This window comes from Winogradskyella undariae (assembly GCF_013285155.1).
GTDB lineage: Bacteria > Bacteroidota > Bacteroidia > Flavobacteriales > Flavobacteriaceae > Winogradskyella > Winogradskyella undariae.
Window position 1 is genome coordinate 1 of the sequence record NZ_JABTEL010000058.1, and the last position, 570, is coordinate 570.

Annotated in this window: 1 protein-coding gene; it reads right to left on the bottom strand. The window is 29.8% G+C overall.

Features of this window, described 5'->3' with window-relative positions; translation table 11 throughout:
* Positions 1–159: 159 nt before the first annotated feature.
* A partial coding sequence (locus HSX10_RS18650; protein ID WP_173589766.1) for a tyrosine-type recombinase/integrase occupies positions 160–570 on the bottom strand: 411 nt, incomplete at its 5' end.

The following is a 570-nucleotide window of genomic DNA, read 5'->3' on the forward strand; positions in this document are numbered from 1 at the left end:
TAGGTTGTTTTTCCAGAACCAGTATTTCCAACTATCAGATTAATCATTTACGATGTTTTTTTTTAATGTGTGGCAACAATAGTATATAGAACATATGTTCTATATACACCCAAATATAAGATATATATAACATATGTTATATATATCCTTTATATATTCTTAAATATCTAAAGGGTTTTTAATTTTCTTAAAAGTAGTCGTGGCAACATGGGTGTAAATCTCCGTTGTTTTGGTAGAGCTGTGACCTAATAAAACTTGAATTTGTCTTAAATCAACTCCATCTTCTAAAAGGTGAGTTGCAAAACTATGTCTTAGCATATGTGGTGTTACAGTAATTTGTATTCCTGCCTTTATTGCGGCATTTTTTACTATTTGGCCAACGCTTTGTGCAGAATATTGTTTTCCATATACGCCTTCAAAAATATAAGATTCTGGTTTCCATTGTTTATAGTAGTCTCGTAAATCTTTTAATAATGTATTAGAAAGTAACGTGTAACGATCCTTTTTACCTTTAGCGGCTTCAATGAGTATTAGCATTCGCTTACTATCAATATCTGTAATTTTTAAATT